The following is a 17,702-nucleotide window of genomic DNA, read 5'->3' as shown; positions in this document are numbered from 1 at the left end:
CCGGCCGAGGAAGCCCGGCCGGGGCGGTCACCCCGTCTCAGTGGCAGCTACCGGTGCCGCTGTCGGTGTAGGTCTGCCCCGCCACCGGCACGAACTGCCAGTCGTAGGTGGTGGCGTGCAGGGTGAACTTCAGGACCCCGAACGCGCTGCTGTTGCGCGCCTCGCTGTTGGGCTGGATGGTGCCGAAGCCGTAGTGGTCGGCCCCGCCCATCCCGGCGACGAAGCTGCGTAGCCCCCGCGCGGCGTCGTAGCCGCCGTTGGCGTTCATCGGCGCGAACCGCTCGTAGACGTGGTTGTGTCCCCACACGACGACGTCCGCGCCGTAGTCGTAGAGCGCCTGGTAGAGCGGTCGGGTTCCGGTGGACGGTGCGTGGTTGGAGCTGGACGTGTAGAGCGGGTGGTGCCAGTAGGCGAGCGTGCACGGCTTGGTGCTGGCCGCGAGGTCCGCCCGTAGCCACTGCTCCTGCGTCGAGCCGGCGGACATGCCGACGTTGGAGTTCAGCGACACCACGTGCCAGTTGCCCAGGTCGTACGAGTAGTAGCCGCGCCCGCTCGGCCCGGCCTGGCTGCCGTAGTAGCCGTAGTAACCGCTCGCGCCGGAGGTGTTGTAGTCGTGGTTGCCCGGTGCCGGCCGGGTACGTGCCTTGTGCCGGCCCCAGGTGGGCGCGTAGTAGCTGGTGAACTCCGACGTGGTGCCGCTGTTGTAGACGTTGTCGCCGGTCGTGAACACGGTCCCGGAGATGCCGTCGAGCAGCGCGGCGGTGGCCGTGTCCCCGGAGCCCGAGGTGGCGATGTCGCCGGCGCCGACCAGGACCGGGTCGGCCGACGGCGCGGTGGTGCCGGTGGTGACGACCAGTTGCGGGGCGGTGGCGCCGCTCTCCCGGGCGTCGTAGTAGGCGCCGTCGCTGCTGGCGGAGGTGGCCGCCAGGCTGACCGTGCCGTTGCCGGTGACCGCGGCCGTGACGTCCACCTCGTACCAGCTACCGGGGCCGACCGACCCGATCGAGCCCAGCGCGACGCCGTCCACGGCCGGCTGGTTGTTCCAGGTGGTACCGGTCTCCGACCAGGTCGTGCCGGACATCGCCCGCACGCTGCCGCCGGCGTCGCTGCCGTCGTTGCCGCTGATCGTGTGCAGCCGCAGCTTGGCGCCGGTCACCGGGCCACCGAGGCCGGTGACCGAGAACCGCAGGAACATCCGGCGGGCGGGGGAGTTGTCCACCACGAGCTGGGTGGCCGTGCCGTAGTTGGTGCCGGCGGTGTCGCTCTGCACGTACGTGTCGGCGACCGGGGCGAACGTGACGCTCGCCGCCGACGCGGCGCCCGAGCCGGTGAGGACGGCGGCCGTGCTGGCGGCGACCAGCACGGCCGCCGCGCCCAGCGTGACCGATGGTCGGGGGAGTCGAATGCCCATCCAGGGCCCCTTCCGTGGGGGGTTGTGACAGCCCACGGAATGTAGGAACGTCGATGGGCCGGCGGGCGAAGGGCGGGTGAACGCCGCGTCCGGACAGGGAAACTCCTCGATGTTCTCGCGTCGTTCGCCGACCGCACATCCGGGCGGCACCGACCGTCCGTTGTGGTGGCCCGACGCCGCCCGGACGATGGCTGTCCGTCAGGCCGTCGACCGTGAGGGGATCACCCGTGTACCTGTCGACCGTGTCCCGCCCGGTGACCGACCCACCGGCCGCCGGTCGGCCGCGCCGTCGTCTCGCCGGGGTCGGTGGCACCGTCGTCGCGCTCGGCGCGGTCAGCCTGATCACCGACGTGTCCGCGGAGATGGTCACCGCGGTGCTGCCGCTCTACCTGGTGCTCGGGCTGAACCTCAGCCCGCTGGCGTTCGGCGTTCTGGACGGCGTGCACACCGGGGCGACCGCCGTGCTGCGGGTGGTCGGCGGATTCCTGGCCGATCGGTTCCGCCGGCGCAAACTGGTCGCCGGCGTCGGCTACACGCTCTCCGCGGTGGCCAAGCTCGGGCTGCTCCTCGCCGGCCGGTCGGTGCCGGCGATCGGCGCGGTGATCGCGGTGGACCGGCTCGGCAAGGGCGTCCGCACCGCCCCCCGCGACGCGCTCATCACGCTGGCCACGCCGCCCGGGGCGCTCGGCCGGGCGTTCGGTGTGCACCGCGCCATGGACGCGGTGGGCGCGTTCCTCGGTCCGCTGGCCGCGCTCGCGGTCCTGTTCGCCGTCGGACCCCGCTACGACGCGGTCTTCGTCGCCAGCTTCTGCGTCGCCGCGCTCGCCGTCGTCGTCCTCGTGCTGTTCGTCCGGGAACACGCGCCGGCCGGTCCGACCGGTGACGTCGACGGGCAGCGGGTCACCGTGCGGGAGGCCGCCGGCCTGCTGCGTGACCGGTCGACCCGCCGACTGGTGCTGGCCGCCGCGCTGCTCGGGCTCGCCACCGTCGGCGACGGCTTCGTCTACCTGTTGCTGCAACGCCGCGAGGACATCGGCCTGCGGTGGTTCCCGCTGCTCGCGGTCGGCACCAGCCTGGCGTACCTGCTGTTGGCCGGTCCGCTCGGCGCGCTTGCCGACCGGATCGGCCGGCTGCCGGTGGTGGTCGGCGGCTACCTCGCGCTCGGTCTGGCGTACCTGCTGCTCGCCGGCCCGGCGCACGGCTGGCCGCTGCTCGCGCTCACACTGACGCTGCACGGCGTGTTCTACGCGGCCACCGACGGGGTGCTGATCGCGCTCGCCGGGCCGGTCCTGCCGGCCCGGATTCGCACCACCGGCATCGCGCTGGTGCAGACCGGGCAGGCGATGGCGTACCTGCTCTCCTCGGTCCTGTTCGGTCTCGCCTGGCAGGTCTGGGGCCCGCACGCGGCGAGCGCCGCCGCGGCCGTGGCGGTCACCGTCGCGCTGCTGGTCACCGTGCCCCTGCTCGCTCCCCTCCAGCGGAGGTCACCTCGATGATGTCGACACGCGTGAAGCTCGCCACGCTGGCCGCCGCGGTGGTCGCCCTGGGCACGCTGGCCGCCGGATACCCGGTCCTGTCGGCCCGGTCCACCCCGACGCCGGCGTCCGCCGTCGACCGGGCGGTCACGCTCCACCCCGGGCCCCGGCTACTCGCGGTCACCGACCGGCACGTCTCCACCGTGGCGCTGGCCGACCCGGCCGGGCCGCGCGCCGTGTCCGACCGTGAGTGCCTGCGGGTGTACGCGGCGGCCGGCACCGGCGTCTGCCTGGCCCCGAGCAGTCCGTGGTCGTACCAGGTGGTGGTGCTCGACGCCGACCTGCGCCCGGTCCGGCGGCTGGACGTGCCGGGACTGCCCAACCGGGCGCGGGTCTCGGCGTCGGGCCGGATGGTCTCCTGGACCACCTTCGTCGGCGGCGACTCCTACACCAGCAGCGGCTTCTCCACCCGTACCGGCTTCCTCGACACCCGCACCGGCACCGTCGTCGCCTCCCTGGAGGAGTTCACGGTCCGGCGCGCCGGCCGGCCCTACCGCAGCGCCGACGTCAACTTCTGGGGCGTCACGTTCGCGGGCGACGACAACGTCTTCTACGCCACCATGGCCACGGCCGGGAGGCGGTGGTTGGTGCGGGGCGACGCCGCCGCCCGGACGGTCGAGACGGTACGGGCGAACGTCGAGTGCCCGTCGCTGTCGCCGGACGGCACCCGGCTCGCGTTCAAGGAGGCGGTCGAGGCCGACCCGGCCCGGGGCTGGCGGTTGTCCGTGCTCGACCTGCGGACCATGCGGGTGACCGCCACCGCCGAGCGCGCCAGCGTCGACGACCAGGCCGCCTGGCTGGACGGCGGGACGCTTGCCTACACGCTGCGCCAGGACGACGGCCGCCCGGACGTCTGGTCGGTGCCGGCCGACGGCTCCGGCCCGCCCCGGCTGCTGGTGCGCGGCGCGGAGTCGCCGTCCCCGTTGACCTGACGGCCGACCGACAGCAGCAGCCCGGCGGCGGCCAGCGCCGCGCCGGCCCCGGCGGCCCAGCCGGCCAGCCCCGTCGGGATGCCCAGGTAGACGGTGATGCCGAGGATGCGGGACAGCCCCCACGGCAGCAACGCCATCTGGTCGTTCCAGACGGTCAGCGCCCGCTCCGCGCCGATCCACGCGACCAGCCCGGCGAGCACCGCGAGCGGCACCCCGGCGGCGGTGAGCGTCAGCCCGGCGGCCCGCCGGCGGCGCATGCCGTACCGGTCGCGCAGCACCAGCGCGGTCGCCACGAACAGCCAGCAGAACGCCGCCACCGCCACGGTGAGGTAGACCGTCCGGCGGGCCGGCTCGGCCCAGAACACGAACCAGTAGCCGCCCGGCCCGCGCCCGGCCAGCACCGCCAGCAGCAGCACGCTGCGCAGCAGCGCCACGCCGCCGAGGACCGCCCACAGCCCGAACGGGTCCCGCCGACCTACCGCCAGGCGTGCCACCAGCGCGAACAGACTCCACCCGCCGAGTGTGACCAGCAGGTGCGCGGGCGCGGCGAACCAGGTGAACACCAGCCGGCTCGCCACCAGCACTCCGGCCGGGACCAGCCAGACCAGCACCCGGTCCAGCCGGGCCGCCGGCACCGGCAGCGCCGCCACCCGCCACGGTCGCAGCGCGCCGACCAGCAGCGCCCGCGCCGCCGCGCCGCCCGGCCCGCGCCCGCGCAGCCCGAGCGCCACCACGGCCACGACCAGGACCAGCAGCGCCCGCGCCGCCCAGGCCATCGCCGGGTCGCGGTCCGCCCGCTGCGCGCCGAGGTCGGCCGCCGTGAAGCGGTACGCCGGCAGGTCGACGTCCCCGCCGTAGCGCTGCCGGTGCCGGTCCCGCGCCTCGCGGTAGTCGCCGGCGGCCGACCGCCACTGCGCGTACGCGGTGGCGGAACCGGTGTCCAGCCACTGCGCGTGCCGCAGCACCATGGTCCGGTAGGCGGCCAGCGTCGTGAACAGGTCCACCTGGTAGTCGAGCGTGTCGACGAAGCGTTTCCGCAGCTCGCCGTCCCGCCACGTCGCCGGGTCGGTGCCGGCCACCAGCTCCCGCATCCGCCGGGCCGTGGCGACCGCCGCGCCGCCCTCGGCGACCGCCGCGTCGACCCGGTCGCCGGTGACCGCGTAGATGCTGTCCAGCGCCGCGGAGTCACCGGTCGGGATGTCCCACTCGAAGATCCACATCATCGGCGGCGGTTCCAGCCCGAGCGCCCGCACCGACGTGTCCGCGTACGGGCCGATGTAGAGGCCGGTGGTGACCGCGGCCCGGGACAACGCCATGGCCCGCCCGATCGCCGCGACCGTGGCCGGGTCGGCGGAGAACGTCCGGTACGCCCAGTCCGCCGTCACCCGCGCCGGATCGGCGTCCGGGTCCCAGGCCAGCCGCGCCACCGCGTACGTGTTCAGGTCGTAGAGCTGCCAGAAGCCGGCGCGCAGGTAGAGCGACATCGGCCCGGCGCGCAGCGGCCCGCCGTCCTGGGTCCAGTTCCACACGCCCTCCACGTGCGGGTTCGCGGCGAGGAACGCGCGCAGCGCCGCCCGGTGCAGCGGACCGAGGTCGTTGGGCAGCGCGCCGAAGCCCTCGAACTCGCGCCGCGCCTGGAACTCCACGATCCGCCGCTGGGTGCCGCCGCGCAGCGTGGTGTTCAACGGCAGGTGGCTGTAGAAGTCGCCGAGCGTGTACTTGGTGGACACGATCAGGTGCGGATCGTCGAACCCGCCCAGCACCTCGGCGTACGCGTCGGGGTTGGTGTGCAGGTCGCCCACCGCGCCCACGCCCACCGTCCAGGTGCGGAAGATGATCTCCTTGTCGACCGTGGCCGCGGTGTCGAGCAGTGCCCGCAGCATCGTGCGCACACCCTCGGCGGTGGTGACCGCGAGCTTCGAGCCGTAGTCCCAGCCGCTGCCCGCGTACACCTCGCCGCCCTCGCCGACGCGGACCATCAGGCCGGCGACGAACGGCATGCTCGCGAACAGCTCGGCCAGCCCGGCCCGGTAGACCGCCCAGAGTCGGGGGTCGGTGGTGTCCAGCCCGCCCACGGTCCGGTCCAGGTACGCCTGAAGTGGCGGCGACACCGCGAGCATGTCGGTGAGCAGGAAGACGCGCAGGCCCATCTGGTCGGCGTACCGGAAGACCGGCCCGAACGCCGCCACCATCGCGCGGGCCCGGTCGACGTGCGGGTCGCCGGCCGGGTAGACCGCGTGCCCGTCGCCGACGCCGGCGAACGTCACGTACTCCAGGAAGCCGGGCACCACCACGCCGTTGTAGCCCTGCGCCACTGCGTGGTCGACGAACTGCCGGAACTGCGCGTCGATGCGGGCCACCGCCGCGGCGTCCACCCACGGTGCCCGGGGCAGCACCGCGGGCGAGACGATGTCGGTGTTGAGGCGGTAGTCGTCGCCGGCCGCGAACGCCGCCCGGTCCGGTTCGCGCCCCACCGAGCCCGCGTCGGTCAGCCGCAGCCCCAACCGGGGCGTCACCGGCCGGCCGGCCTCCGCCGCCGGCAGCACCTCGGCGCCGGAGCGGATCCGGTCGGCCAGCCGGTAGAGCCCGGCCGTGACGCCCGCCAGGTCGCCGGTGACGGTCAGCTCCGCCGCGCGGGCGGCGATCCGGTACGACTCCGGTGCCCCACCGGAGCGCAGCTCCGCCCGCAGCGTCGTCACCGCCGCCGGGCTCCGCGCACCCGGGCCGGGGCTCGGATTCCGGTCGGGCGTGCCGGTGCGCCTGGTCGGGGTGGGTGTGGCGGTCGGGGTGACCGTCGGGCGGGAGCGGCCCCGGGCGGCGAGCGCGTCGGCGACCGCTGCGGCGGCCTTGACCGCGCGGAGCTGGTCCGGCACCACGATCGAGGTCAACGGCGGTGGAGCGACCGGTGTGCGGGGCGGCGCGGCGACGGCCGGCTCGGGCGGCACGTCCGCCGGGGTGTGACTGAGCCCCAGCGCGTCGTCGACGACCCAGGCCACACCCGCACCGAGCAGCAGCACCACCATGACGGCGGCGACCAGCCGGTACGGGCGCCGAACCTGACCCACGCTCGCATCCTAGTGGCGGCGGCCCGATCTATCTCCCGTCGCGTCATCGGGTGCGCCGGGGTTGATCCGTCGGTGAGTCGGGTGCCGGGACGCCGGCACCCGACCCACCATCACGGCATGACCCCCCGCCCGTCGGGCAGTCGGCTATTCGGGCCTCGAGTACTCCCCGCAGGTGCTCCACACCGTCGCGCCGGCCTCGGTCTTGCACTCCATGACTTCGAAGGCGTAGTACTGAGTGGCCGGGAGCCTGAAGGTCCCGTTCTGGATGTCACCGTTGCCCGACGCGCTGACGTAGCCCGCGTCCTGGAAGACGCCGTCGTTCCTCTCCCACCGGAGATAGAGCCGCGCGCCCTTGCTGTCGACTGCGGTGTCCTTGACGTTGGCGAACACCTGGGCGTAGGTGGTTCCCGCCGGCGCGTAGTACTGGAACGTGCCCCAGCCGTGCACCCCGGCGATGTCGGCGCCGGTGTACTGGGCCGACCAACTCGACGCCGCCAACGCGGGGGTACTCGTGGCCGCGATCCCGGCGAGTGCCAGGGCCCCCACAGTCGCCGCGACACCGATCTTTCTCAGCGTGTTTCGCATTGCCTTTCCTCCTTTTTCGTGGCCGTCTTCTGTGGCTTTTCTGCTCACCAGATCTGGTACCAGTTGGAGGCGCAGGAACTCGCCACGCATTCCTGAACCCAGATGCTGTCCACGTCGCTCGCGAAAGTGAACCATCCGGAGCCGTACGAGGTGTCGCTGCTGCCGGTGGTGTCCGCGATCTCCTCGCTCCGGACCGAGTTGTCCTGGTACTCGGCTTGAATTTTGAGAATGGCCCGATAGCCGTCCTTCTTGGTGTCCCGGACGGTCGCGGCGACCTCGACCCGGCCGTTGCTGCTGTTGTAGGTGAGCGTTCCGTATCCCCACGCTCCCACCACGTCTCCAGGGTTGCCCGTGACATCCCAGGAGACCGCCGCGGCGGCAGGGCCTGCCTGCAGATCGACCTCAGCAGCCGCGGAAGGTGCGGCGGTGCCACCGATCACGAACGCGGATCCCATCGCCGTGCAGGCGAGTATCGCGCTTTTACGCATTGGCCCTCCAGGTGCAGTAGGTATTCATCTCCTGCCTGCTCCAATCTCAACAGTCCGCGCATCTGATGACCAGCCCCGTAGGTTGTTCCGAACCGTTCCGAACAGCTCGGAACAGATCGGAATAGAGCTGATTAAGGCCCGCGTCGAGGAAGTGCCCCCCCGGGGACCTGCTGCACCTCGGCGCACCCGCGGACACCGGCCTGGAATTGACCGACCGCACCGAAGACGTGCTGCTCGTGGCCGGCGGCACCGGCCTGGACGACCCTGGGCCGCCCCCGCCGAGCAGGGCACCGCCATCGCGTCGGCGATCCGCCACCACCGGCCCGGCCACCACGTCCACGTCTGCGGCCCACCGCCATGAACACGGCCGCCCGTCGCTGGCTCACCATCGCGGGGGTGCCGCCGACCACCTGCACCCACCGACGATCGGGGAACGGTGACGGCCGTGAGGATGTCAACTCGCGTCTTGCGTGTTCGCGTTCGCGCAGCGAGTGGGCTAGTTTCGAACGTGTGAACGAGGTGGCGAGCGTCCCCGTCGAGGCGCAACTCGAGGCGTACCGGTCGGAGCTGACCGGCTACTGCTACCGGATGCTGGGCTCGGCCTTCGAGGCCGAGGACGCGGTGCAGGACACCTTCGTCCGGGCCTGGCGCAACTTCGACCGGTTCGAGGGGCGCTCCGCGTTGCGGACCTGGCTGTACCGCATCGCCACGAACGTCTGCCTGAACATGACCGCCAGCGCGCAGCGCCGCGTCCGGCCGATGGATCTCGGTCCCGCCGGCAGCGGCACCGCCGCCCATCCCGGCGAACCGCGCCCGGAGCAGATCTGGGTGGGCCCGGTGCCGGACGACCGGGTCCTCGCCGAGTCCGGCGACCCGGCCGACGTGATCGCCGGGCGGGAGTCGGTCCGGCTGGCGTTGGTCGCGGCGTTGCAGCACCTCCCGCCGAAGCAGCGGGCCGTGCTCATCCTGCGCGAGGTGCTGGCCTGGTCGGCCCAGGAGGTCGCGGACCTGCTCGACACGTCGGTGGCGAGCGTCAACAGCGCGCTGCAACGGGCGCGGGCCACGCTCGCGTCGACCGGCGCCGACACCGACGTGCGCCGGCCGCTGGACGAGGAGCAGCAGGCGCTGCTGGCCCGCTACGTGCGCGCGTTCGAGTCGTACGACCTCACGGCGCTCACCGAGCTGCTGCACGAGGACGCGACGCTGTCCATGCCGCCGGTGCCGTTGTGGCTGCGCGGGCCCGACCACATCACGGCGTGGATGACCGGCACGGGTCACGGCTGCCGGGGATCCCGGCTGGTGCCGGTGGCGGCCAACGGCATGCCGGCGTTCGGGCAGTACCGGCCCGGCCCCGGCTCAGGGCACGTGCCCTGGTCGCTGATCGTGGTGGGGCTCTCCGGCGGCCGGATCACCTCGCTCAACCACTTCCTCGACACCGACCGCCTGTTCCCGCTCTTCGGCCTGCCGGACCGCCTCGACGAGGGTGTCGGCGAGCCCCAGCAGGCCGGCCAGGTCGCGTAGGGCCGCACCGGCCCCGCGGGTCTCCCACCGCCACCCGAACCGCTTGGCGGTCAGTCGGAGCCGGGCCAGCGTCTCGATGGTGACCAGGTCGGGTCGGGTCACCGCGGACAGGTCGCAGATCACCACGCCCCGGTCGCGGCCCCGTAACGTCTCTGCCAACTCGGCGCAGCGGACCGCGACGTCCGCGCGGGTCGGCGTCGTGCCGGGCAGACGGAACACGAGGGTGGTCACGCGGATCAGACCGGCGTACGCCCGGATTCTCATCGCCTCCGGCCGGATCCGCCGGCCCGCCGGCGTACGCCGACCCGAGTCCTTCTCGGACGCGTGCCGATCGGCTGCAATTTCCGCCGGTCATCTTGCCGAACGCAGTTACATCGACGTTAACTGCTATACCAATCATCGTTGGGCGGCTATATGATCCCCGGTAGCTCGCCCCGTAGCCTCACGAAACCGCAGCTCCAGCACGCTTCAGGCCGCTCCCGCACCAGGTGCTCCGCAACGCTCCACGCTCGGTGGCCGGCCCGATCCGCCGCGTCGAAAATGTCGCGGTAATTGCCGGCGCTGCGCCCCAGCCTGCCGGAAAGGTGGGAACGGATGACCGTGATCCCGTCCTTGGTCATCGGCATCGCGTCCACGGCGGCCGATCGCCGGCAACTCGCCCAACTGTTGGGCGGCACCGAGACGTTCCTGATCGTCTCCAGTGCCCATCAGGCGCGCCGGTTCCTCGACCTGGTCCGCCGCCCGGCGGTCACGCGGCCGGCCGTCAGCCCCGACTCCGACGGCGACGTGCCGGCCGACCCCCGCGCCGGGACGCCGGCCCCGCGGGCGGATTCCCGGACCGCGACGCCGGCCCCGTCGGTCGACCCGTCGGCCGGATCGGCCGGGCCACCCGTCGGTTCCCCGACCGCGTCGTCGGCCGAGGGGTCGGACCGGTCGCCTGTCGACTCGTCCGGGCCGGAGCTGGCCGTGGATTCCGATCGGCGGGTGCTGCGCTGGCGGGAGCGCGAGGTCGGCCTGACGCCGCTGGAGCACGACCTGCTGGTCTGCCTCGTCCACACCCCCGGCCAGGTCTGGACGTACGCCCGGCTGCACCGCGCGGTCTGGGGCAACGATCACCTCGGCCGGGGTTCCGACATGCACTCAGTGGTCCGCCGCATCCGCCACAAGCTGGCCCGTCTGAGCGCCCCCACCACGATCCACGCAGTCCGAGGCGTCGGCTTCCGCCTCACCCCTTCCTAACCCACCCCCACCCCCTCCCCCCACCCCCACCCCCACCCCACCTCGTGTTGATCAAGGAGTTTGCGTCTGTTCCGGCGCCCCGGCAGACGCAAACTCCTTGATCGATGCTGAGGCCGGCCGGTGGCCGGGTGGGGTGAGTGGGTGGAGGGGGTGGGGGGTGGGGAAGGTGCGTGATCGGCGTGGACAAAGGGACGGGCCGGCCGGTGGGGAGCACCGGCCGGCCCGCTCCCCGTCAGGTCAGCAGCGGGTGGGGGAGAGGGTGAAGTCCTCGACGGTGGGCGTGGTGGAGTTGATCTTCGTCGGACGGGTCTGGGGCTTCCAGCCGTCCTTGGCGACGATCAGCGTGAGCGGGTTGTTGCGCCGGTCCATCCAGTAGGCGTACCGGCCGTCGGCGTCGGTGGTGAACGTGTAGGAGTTCGCCCAGGAGTCGATCTGCACGGTCGCGCCCGGCAGCGGGGCGGTGGCGCCCTGGCAGCTCTTGCCGGAGACCGTGCCGGACAGCTTGCCCCAGGTGGTCGGCGGCTGCGCGACCATGGTGACCGCCACCGGCGCCACCGTGTACGGGGTGTTCTCCTTGATCACTATGGACGCCGAGTACGTGCCCGGCTGGTCCACGTTCGCGGTCATGCCGACCGTGACCGTGACCTTCGCGCCAGGTGCCAGCGTGACCTTCGACTTGTCGACGGTCAACCAGCTCACGTCGGCCGCCACCTCGGCGCACTCGGAGAAGCCGGGCAGGACCTCGCTGTCCTTGGTGGCGGTGAAGCCGCCCGACGAGCCGCCGACCTTGTAGAACCCGCAGGCCGCGCCGCCCCGGTATCGGGGCGCGTTGGCGTTGGGCAGGTTGGCCCAGGAACTGGTCGCCGGGTCGTACGCGAAACCGGCGTTGGTGATGGCGCCGCCCTGCGACCCGCCGACGACCAGCAGCTTGCCGTTCGCCACCGCGTACGAGGCGGCCCAGTTGTCGGCCGGCGCGTCGGCGATGGCGGTCCAGGCGTTGGCGCCCGGGTCGAACGCGTAACCGGCCTTCTGCGAGTTCGTGCCGTCGTTGCCGCCGGTGCAGTAGACGGTGCCGTCGATCCCGCCGCAGGACAGGAACGCCACCGACTTCGGGTAGGCGGGCAGCGTCTCCCAGGTGTTCGCGCCCGGGTCGTACCGGACGACCGAGTTGGACATCGGCAGGCAGCTCGCCGTGGTGCAGCCACCGACCGCGTACAGCTTGCCGCCCGCGACGGCCTGGCCGGCGGCCGACCGGGGCGCCGGGTTGCTCGCCTTCGCGGTCCAGGTGTTCGCCGCCGGGTCGTACGACCAGGTGGCGCCGTCCGGGCCGGAGGCGCCCCAGCCGCCGGTGGCGACGATCTTGCCGTCGATCACGCCGACCGTCATCGCGGTACGGGCGCCGGGCAGGTCGGCGATGGCGGTCCAGGTCTGCGCGATCGGGTCGTACCGGTAGTTCTTGGTGCTGGACGTCGTCCCGTCGCCGCCACCGATGGAGTAGACCTTGCCGTCGACGGTGACGACCCGGTTGTCCATCACGTTCGCCGGGTAGCCCGGGATGGCGGTCCACGGGTCGGCCTGGGGACCGGCCGACGCGACCGACGTCGAGGACTTGCCGGACGAGCGGGCCGCGAACGACGTCGCCGCGGTCAACCGCTGCGCCGGCGCGCCGGTCGAGCCGAGCAGCGCCTGCTCGGAGAGCCGGGACCCGTCGGCGCGTTGCAGCACGAACCCGCCGTCACGCTCGGAGAACTCGACGTCGACCGGCGCGCCGCCGGTGTTGGTCACGGTGAACGTCCTGCTGACCTTGCCGCTGGGCATCCGGGCCGTCCCGGTCAGCGACGTCGGCTGCACCGACAGCCGGCCGGCGGCCAGTTGGAACGTGGCCGTGGTGGCCCAGTCCGTCTCGACCGTGACCTGCTTGGTCTGGCTCACGTAGTTGCCGGCGCTGGCGGTGAACGGGTGCGTGCCGGTCAGCGACGAGAACATCCAGTAGAAGCCGTCGGGCAGCTCGGTGTCGTCCGGGGTGGCGACCGTGGTGGCCTTCTCCGCCGGGCGGTCCTTGCTGGTCACCGTGGCGCCGTTGACGTAGCTGTTGTCGTTCTTGTCGCGCACGTGGCCGAGCACCAGGCCGCCGTCGACCGGCTTGCAGACGAGCTTGCTGCCGATCAGCACGTTGTCGACCTCCCACCACCACTCCCAACTCGCGTCGTAGTAGTGGAAGCGGACCCGCACCTGCGACTGGTTCGCCGCCTGCGGGATCGGCACCTCGGTCACCTGTCGGCCGCCTGCCGGAGCACGTTGCTCCAGGTGGTGCCGCCGTCGAGGCTCAGGTCGACGTCCGCGCGGTCACTGTTCAGCCAGTTGTAGTCCTGGTTGAACCGGATCACCGGCGTGCTCACCCCGGTCAGGTCGACCACCGGGCTGACCAGCGAGGTGTCCTGCCGCCCGCCGTTGCCGTAGTTGTCGCTGTCGATGATGGCGAAACGGCCGCTGCCGCCGGTCAGGTTGCCGCGCTCACCGGCGTCGGTGAACTCCCAGACCTGGCCGGAGCCGGCGTTGTCCACCACCGACCAGCCGTCCGGCACGCCGGTGCCGTCGAACGTCTCGTACTCGCCGTCCGAGCTGACCGTGTAGCCGGGGGCGGTGGCGCACTTCTCCGGGTCCGCCGGCACCGCGACGTTCGCGGTCAGGTTGCCGGTGCCGACCGTGACCTCCTTGGTGACCGTGAGGTAGCCGGCGTACTGCGGCTCGATTGTGAGCCGGTAGGTCGACCCGGCCGGCAGCTTCAGGCTGTAGCGACCGGTGGCCGGCGTGGTGTAGTCCGAGATCGGCGTGCCCGCCACGCTCACCTTCGCGTAGAGCGGCCAGCCGTGCCCCGACCCGTCGGTGACCTGCCCGCTGACCGTGACGCTGGGTGTCGCGGTGAGCACCACGTCGAGCGTGGTGGTCGTGTTCTTGGTGACGGTCGCGGTCAGCGTGCGGCTCGCGTACCCGAACGCGGAGACCACCACCTGGTAGTCGCCGGCGGGCAGCAGCGAGGAGTAGGTGCCGTCGGCGCCGGTGGTCAGCGTCCGGTCCGCCGCGCCGGTCAGGGTGACCGTCGCGCCGGCGACCGCGGCGCCGGTCGCGTCGGTGACCTTGCCGGCCAGCGTGCCGTTGTCACCGATCGGGGCGGCGGCGAGCAGCGCGAGCGCGTCGAGGCGACCCTCGCCGTAGACGTTGTTGTCGTCCGCGGTGCCGCCGCACTGCGTGTCGGCCTTGTCGACCGCCGCGCCGTCGAGCAGCGCGCGCGTCGCGGCGACGTCACCGACCAGCGTGGGCGCCGCGGACCAGAGCAGCGCGATCGCGCCGGCCAGGTGCGGCGCCGCCATCGAGGTGCCGCTGATGCTGGCGTACGAGTTGTCCGGCACGCTGGAGCGGACGTTGACGCCGGGGGCGGAGATGTTCGGCTTGATCTCGCCGTTCTGCCCGGTGCCCCGGGACGAGAAGCTGGCGATGTTGTTGTTGATGTCGTACGCGCCGGCCGAGTAGTTGCTGGCCAGGCTGCCCGGCGAGCCGCTGGTCTGGCAGGCGGGGCCGTTGTTGCCGTTGGACCAGACACCGAAGATGCCGGACGCGGTCCACGCCTCGGTGACGTCCTCCATGAACGGCTCGTTTGACGGCTGCGTGGTGCCCCACGAGTTGTTGATGATGTTGGGCCGCTTGCTGGCGTCCGGGTTCTCGCCGGCCAGGTCGGTGGGCTCCAGCATCCACTGGCCGGAGGAGATCAGCGCGGCGTCGGTCGGGCAGCACCCGTTCGCGGCGATCCACTTGACCTCGGGGGCGACGCCGATCTGGTTGGCGCCGTCCGAGCCGGCCATGGTGCCCATGGTGTGGGTGCCGTGCCCGTCGGAGTCGCAGGGCCCGTCGTCGCACTCGCCGGCCGCGTCGTACCAGTTGTAGTTGTGGTCGAACGTGCCGTCGCCGTTGTTGCCCCGGTACGCGTTCACCAGCGCCGGGTGGTCGAACTGGACACCGCTGTCGATGCTGGCCACGGTGATGCCGGCGCCCTTGACGCCGTACTGGGACCAGACGTCGTCGGCGTTGATGTTGGCGATGCCCCACTCCAGGGCGTTCGTCGACTTCTGGTCGGTGCCCGGGGTGGTCTCCGGCAGCTTGTACTCCACCGGCGCGTAGATGCCGTCCACCTCGGTGTGGGCGGCGAAGTTCTGCGCCATGGTCAGCGACCCGCCGGTCACCTTGATGGCGTTGGTGGCCCAGAACGTCTGGTATTTCGTGCCCGAGCGGTCCAGCTCGGCGCGGATCTTCGCCTGGCTCTCGGCGGCGGTCTTCTTGAGGGCCGCGGCGACCGCGGCGCCCCGCTGGTTCCAGTCCTTGACCGCGCCGGCCCTGCCCAGGTCGGCCCGGTCGCCGAAGTGGATCCAGAAGTCGCCCTCGCTCTTGCCCTGGAGCTGCCGGGTCAGTTCGGGACGGATCTTGTCGCCGGCCGACGCGCCGGCGCCGGTCTGCGCCTGCGCCGGGGCGCCGGTGGCGGCCAGCGCGGTCGCGGCGAGCAGCAGGGCGGTGCCCGCGCTCACCAGCCGCCCGGCCAGTCCCGTTCGGTGTGGACGTCTCAGCATCGGTGCTGCCTCCTCCGATGACCCGCGGATGATCGAGCCACGACAGAAGGGCCAGGAGACTGCGCTCCCGACTGGTCACACCGGTTTGAGAAACCCCCCAGGCCCCCTGGGTGCCGTGCGGGTCTACGCCGGTCACCCGACTGGACACTATGATCGACACCAACGGGCGATCAATGACCGTACGTAAGCAACTTGTCACCAACAGGGCCCCGACGTGGTGACCCGGTTGACAGTCACTGTCACGGTGGGGGGCGGCGTGACGACGGACGACCCGGACGCGACGTCCCCCGGCACCGAGCCGGCGGGGCACCACTTCTCGCTTGTCATCGGCGTGACACCGTCGCCCGCCGAACGGCTCCGGCTCACCGAGCTGCTGGGCGGCGTGGCACCGCTGCTGCTGGTCGCCGACCTGGACGAGCTGCGCGAGGTGATCGCTCCCGAGGAGGATGGTAGGCGGCGGCCGGCGTCGACGCATCCGGAGGCGGCGGGGGACCCCCGGCCCGACGGCGCGCTGGTGATCGACGTGGCCCGGTCCACCGCCCGCTGGGCCGACCGGGAGGTCGCCCTGACCCGGCTGGAGCGCGACCTGCTGGCCTGCCTGACCACCGAGCCGGTACGCGTGTGGAGCTACCCGGAGCTGCGCCACGCGGTCTGGCACGACGCGCCGACCCAGCGCCGCGCGGACGTGCAGTCCTTGGTCAAGCGGTTGCGCCGTAAGCTCGGCGAGCTGGGCACCGGCGTCACCATCGTCGCGGTGCGCGGCGTCGGGCTGCGGCTCACCGATCACCATGATCCCCGGGTCCGGGACGGTTGACGCCTATGCTCCACACAGGAATCCGTCCGGTGCGAAAGGGGCAACAGCGGGAGATGGCACGCTGGCGTTGGCTCCTGGCGGACCAGCTCGGTCCCCACTTCCTCGACGACGACGCGCAACGCGTCCTGCTGGTGGAGAGCCGAACCCTGTTCGCCGCCCGCCCGATGCACCGGCAGAAGGCGCACCTGATCCTGTCGGCGCTGCGGCACCGGGCCGCCGAACTCGGCGACCGGGCCCGGCTGGTGCGCGCCGATACGTTCCGGACGGCCCTCACCGACCTGGGCGAACCGGCCGAGGTGGCGCACCCGTCGTCGCGGGCGGCGCTCGCGTTCGCGCGGACCGTCGACGGGCTGGCCGTGCTGCCGCCGCGCGGCTTCGTGACCGACCGCGCCGACTTCGCGGCCTGGGCCGACCGGCGGCGGGGCCGGCTCCGGATGGCCGACTTCTACCGGTACGCGCGGGACCGGCACGACGTGCTGCGGGACCTGCCCGCCCCGGCCGGCCGGTCCCGTCGCCGGCCGCCGACCGACGTGCCGCCACCGCCGCCGATCGTCGAGGACGACATCGACGCGGCGGTGCGCCGGGACCTCGACCGTTGGCAGGCCGAGGGGATCCGCTTCGTCGGTCGGGACGCCCCACGTCGCTACCCGGCCACGCACGCCGAGGCGCAGGCCCGGCTCGCGCACTTTCTCGACCACCGGCTGTCCGCGTACGCCGACAGCGAGGGCGTGCTCAGCGACGCCGACGGGCTGCTCGCGCACAGCGTGCTGTCGTCCTCGTTCAACCTCGGCCTGCTCGACCCGGAACCGGCGATCCGCGCCGCCGAGCGCGCCGGCCGCGCCGGGACCGCTCCGCCGGCGGCGGTGCACCGCTTCGTGCGCGGCCTGTTCGGCTGGCGGGAGTTCCTGTGGCAGCTCTACTGGTACTTCGATCCGCGCTTCCGGGGCGCCGACTGGCTCGCCGCCACCCGGCCGTTGCCGGAGTGGTTCGACCGGCTCGACGCGGACGCGGTGGAGGCCCGCTGCCTGTCCGACGTGCTGGCCGGCGTCCGGGACACCGGCTGGGCGCACCAGACCGCGCGGCTGACCGTGCTCGCCAACTACGGCCTGCAACGCGGCTGGCGCGCCGCCGACCTGGCCGACTGGTTCCGGCGCAGCTTCGTCGACGGCACCGACTGGGTCATGAACGCCACCGTCATCGGCATGAGCCAGTACGCCGACCTGGCCCGCATCGACACCAAACCGTGGGCGTTCGACGGCGGTCACCTGGACCGGATCGGCGACCACTGCGGCGGCTGCCGGTACGTGCCGAAGCAGGTGCTCGGCGACGACGCGTGCCCGTACACCGGTGGGTTCGAGGCGTTCCTGCACCGCAACCGGGAACGGCTCGCCGGTGACCCGCGGCTCGCCGCCGACCTGGCCGCGCGCACCGACCCGCAGCGGCGCGACGCGGTGCTGGCCCAGGAGGAGAAGCGCGGCGACGAGGCCCCCTGA

Annotated in this window: 12 protein-coding genes; 6 read left to right on the top strand and 6 right to left on the bottom strand. The window is 72.8% G+C overall.

Annotation, left to right across the window (positions count from 1 at the left end; all coding sequences use genetic code 11):
• Window positions 1–37: 37 nt before the first annotated feature.
• On the bottom strand, window positions 38–1,411 hold the full coding sequence (locus TPA0908_RS04220; RefSeq protein WP_281934839.1) for a CBM96 family carbohydrate-binding protein: 1,374 nt from the start codon (window positions 1,409–1,411) through the stop codon (window positions 38–40).
• Window positions 1,412–1,638: 227 nt separating this feature from the next.
• Here TPA0908_RS04220 and TPA0908_RS04215 point away from each other — a divergent pair, with 227 nt between their 5' ends.
• Window positions 1,639–2,907 carry an MFS transporter gene (locus TPA0908_RS04215; RefSeq protein ID WP_281934837.1) on the top strand — a complete coding sequence of 423 codons (1,269 nt, stop codon included), beginning with the start codon at window positions 1,639–1,641 and terminating at the stop codon, window positions 2,905–2,907.
• On the top strand, window positions 2,904–3,878 hold the full coding sequence (locus TPA0908_RS04210) for a TolB family protein (protein ID WP_281934835.1): 975 nt from the start codon (window positions 2,904–2,906) through the stop codon (window positions 3,876–3,878). Before TPA0908_RS04215 ends, TPA0908_RS04210 begins: the two co-directional genes overlap by 4 nt.
• Here TPA0908_RS04210 and TPA0908_RS04205 read toward each other — a convergent pair.
• The 3 genes from TPA0908_RS04205 to TPA0908_RS04195 form a co-directional block, all read right to left on the bottom strand.
• The gene (locus TPA0908_RS04205) at window positions 3,764–6,943 is read right to left on the bottom strand and encodes a hypothetical protein (protein WP_281934833.1); all 3,180 of its coding nucleotides are present in this window, start codon (window positions 6,941–6,943) and stop codon (window positions 3,764–3,766) included. The genes TPA0908_RS04210 and TPA0908_RS04205 overlap by 115 nt on opposite strands.
• A 144-nt stretch (window positions 6,944–7,087) precedes the next feature.
• Entirely contained in the window at window positions 7,088–7,528 is a 441-nt protein-coding gene (locus TPA0908_RS04200; RefSeq protein ID WP_281934831.1) for a hypothetical protein, read from the bottom strand.
• Window positions 7,529–7,572: 44 nt separating this feature from the next.
• Window positions 7,573–7,983: a hypothetical protein gene (locus tag TPA0908_RS04195; RefSeq protein WP_281934829.1), complete on the bottom strand. Its 411-nt coding sequence runs from the start codon at window positions 7,981–7,983 to the stop codon at window positions 7,573–7,575.
• Window positions 7,984–8,526: 543 nt separating this feature from the next.
• Between TPA0908_RS04195 and TPA0908_RS04190 the strand changes: the two genes are divergently transcribed.
• Together TPA0908_RS04190 and TPA0908_RS04185 are read left to right on the top strand one after the other, a co-directional pair.
• Window positions 8,527–9,537, top strand: coding sequence for a sigma-70 family RNA polymerase sigma factor (locus TPA0908_RS04190; protein WP_281934827.1), 1,011 nt, complete (start codon window positions 8,527–8,529; stop codon window positions 9,535–9,537).
• A 594-nt stretch (window positions 9,538–10,131) separates the two neighbouring features.
• On the top strand, window positions 10,132–10,776 hold the full coding sequence (locus TPA0908_RS04185; protein WP_281934825.1) for a winged helix-turn-helix domain-containing protein: 645 nt from the start codon (window positions 10,132–10,134) through the stop codon (window positions 10,774–10,776).
• Window positions 10,777–11,013: 237 nt separating this feature from the next.
• Here TPA0908_RS04185 and TPA0908_RS04180 read toward each other — a convergent pair whose 3' ends face one another.
• Entirely contained in the window at window positions 11,014–13,050 is a 2,037-nt protein-coding gene (locus TPA0908_RS04180) for a Kelch repeat-containing protein (RefSeq protein ID WP_281934823.1), read from the bottom strand.
• On the bottom strand, window positions 13,047–15,395 hold the full coding sequence (locus tag TPA0908_RS04175; protein ID WP_281934821.1) for a S8 family serine peptidase: 2,349 nt from the start codon (window positions 15,393–15,395) through the stop codon (window positions 13,047–13,049). The genes TPA0908_RS04180 and TPA0908_RS04175 overlap by 4 nt, the downstream gene beginning before the upstream one ends.
• Window positions 15,396–15,651: 256 nt before the next feature.
• Here TPA0908_RS04175 and TPA0908_RS04170 point away from each other — a divergent pair, with 256 nt between their 5' ends.
• Together TPA0908_RS04170 and TPA0908_RS04165 are read left to right on the top strand one after the other, a co-directional pair.
• Window positions 15,652–16,209, top strand: a complete 558-nt coding sequence (locus TPA0908_RS04170; protein WP_281934820.1) for a winged helix-turn-helix domain-containing protein — start codon at window positions 15,652–15,654, stop codon at window positions 16,207–16,209.
• A gap of 29 nt (window positions 16,210–16,238) precedes the next feature.
• Window positions 16,239–17,702, top strand: a complete 1,464-nt coding sequence (locus TPA0908_RS04165; protein WP_308447809.1) for a cryptochrome/photolyase family protein — start codon at window positions 16,239–16,241, stop codon at window positions 17,700–17,702.

This window comes from Micromonospora sp. AKA38 (assembly GCF_027925725.1).
GTDB lineage: Bacteria > Actinomycetota > Actinomycetes > Mycobacteriales > Micromonosporaceae > Micromonospora.
Note: the sequence above shows the minus strand (reverse complement) of the source record. Positions and strands in the feature narration are given on the sequence as shown.

Coding starts and splice junctions, on each gene's coding strand:
- TPA0908_RS04175 (WP_281934821.1), bottom strand. CDS start 15,395: ATGCTGAGACGTCCACACCGAACGGGACTGGCCGGGCGGCTGGTGAGC.
- TPA0908_RS04185 (WP_281934825.1), top strand. CDS start 10,132: ATGACCGTGATCCCGTCCTTGGTCATCGGCATCGCGTCCACGGCGGCC.
- TPA0908_RS04220 (WP_281934839.1), bottom strand. CDS start 1,411: ATGGGCATTCGACTCCCCCGACCATCGGTCACGCTGGGCGCGGCGGCC.
- TPA0908_RS04200 (WP_281934831.1), bottom strand. CDS start 7,528: ATGCGAAACACGCTGAGAAAGATCGGTGTCGCGGCGACTGTGGGGGCC.
- TPA0908_RS04210 (WP_281934835.1), top strand. CDS start 2,904: ATGATGTCGACACGCGTGAAGCTCGCCACGCTGGCCGCCGCGGTGGTC.
- TPA0908_RS04195 (WP_281934829.1), bottom strand. CDS start 7,983: ATGGGATCCGCGTTCGTGATCGGTGGCACCGCCGCACCTTCCGCGGCT.